The organism is Christiangramia marina (assembly GCF_048285865.1).
Taxonomy (GTDB): domain Bacteria; phylum Bacteroidota; class Bacteroidia; order Flavobacteriales; family Flavobacteriaceae; genus Christiangramia; species Christiangramia marina.
This window is the reverse complement of the sequence record NZ_JBLVTK010000035.1, coordinates 1-333: the sequence shown is the minus strand read 5'-3', so window position 1 is coordinate 333 and position 333 is coordinate 1. Positions and strand designations below refer to the sequence as shown.

General features: G+C 39.3%; 1 protein-coding gene. It reads right to left on the bottom strand.

Annotated elements, in window-relative coordinates; translation table 11 throughout:
* Positions 1–333, bottom strand: a 333-nt coding sequence (locus ACNKXS_RS15185; RefSeq protein ID WP_417921617.1) for a hypothetical protein, incomplete at both ends; no start/stop codon positions are given.

Genomic DNA, 333 nt, shown 5'->3' with positions numbered 1-333 from the left:
AGGATAATTTGGAAGACCATCGGGTATAAGAATCTCTGTAGTTAGATCTGGAATAGACCCGCAACTCCAGTTAGAAGCATTATTCCAATTTGTATCAGTGGCACCTCTCCAGATATTTGTAGTACCTACCGTTAAGCTAACTTTTCTTGAGATTGAAATCTTGCAGGTTTCAAAGGGATCTGTAGGCGTGACTACAACTCTATATAGATTCCCGCTCATCCCCATAGTAACATTAGAAATAGTAAACTGGGGGGCGTCATTTCCAACATTTGTCCAGGTATTAGCTGTTGATTTTTTTTCCTGCCATTGGTATTTCACATTATTATAGAGAGG